Source organism: Streptomyces anandii JCM 4720 (assembly GCF_014650655.1).
Classification (GTDB): Bacteria; Actinomycetota; Actinomycetes; order Streptomycetales; family Streptomycetaceae; genus Streptomyces; species Streptomyces anandii.
Genome location: NZ_BMVJ01000019.1, coordinates 1 through 617 on the forward strand (window position 1 = coordinate 1; position 617 = coordinate 617).

At 67.1% G+C, this 617-nt stretch carries 1 pseudogene; it reads left to right on the top strand.

Going from position 1 to position 617, the window contains the following annotated elements:
• Window positions 1–617, top strand: a pseudogene (locus tag IE249_RS27465) (carboxyl transferase domain-containing protein); the annotation flags it as partial.

The following is a 617-nucleotide window of genomic DNA, read 5'->3' on the forward strand; positions in this document are numbered from 1 at the left end:
TTCGCCTACGACGACGAGGAGACCTGCATCGCCGAGGTGCGCTACCTCCTCTCCCTCCTCCCGCAGAACAACCGCGAGAACCCGCCCCGGGTGGAGACCGCCGACCCGGTCGACCGCCGCTCCGACGTCCTGCTGGACATGGTCCCGGCGGACGGCAACCGGCCCTACGACATGGCCAAGGTCATCGAGGAGATCGTCGACGACGGCGAGTACCTCGAGGTCCACGAGCGCTGGGCGCGGAACATCATCTGCGCGCTCGCCCGTCTGGACGGCCAGGTCGTCGGCCTCATCGCCAACCAGCCGCAGGTGCTGGCCGGTGTCCTCGACATCGAGGCCAGCGAGAAGGCGGCCCGCTTCGTACAGATGTGCGACGCCTTCAACATCCCGATCGTCACTCTCCTGGACGTACCCGGCTTCCTGCCCGGCGTCGACCAGGAGCACGGTGGAATCATCCGGCACGGCGCGAAGCTGTTGTACGCCTACTGCAACGCCACCGTGCCGAGGATCTCGCTGATCCTGCGCAAGGCGTACGGAGGTGCCTACATCGTGATGGACTCCCAGTCGATCGGCGCCGACCTGACCTACGCCTGGCCCACCAACGAGATCGCCGTGATGGG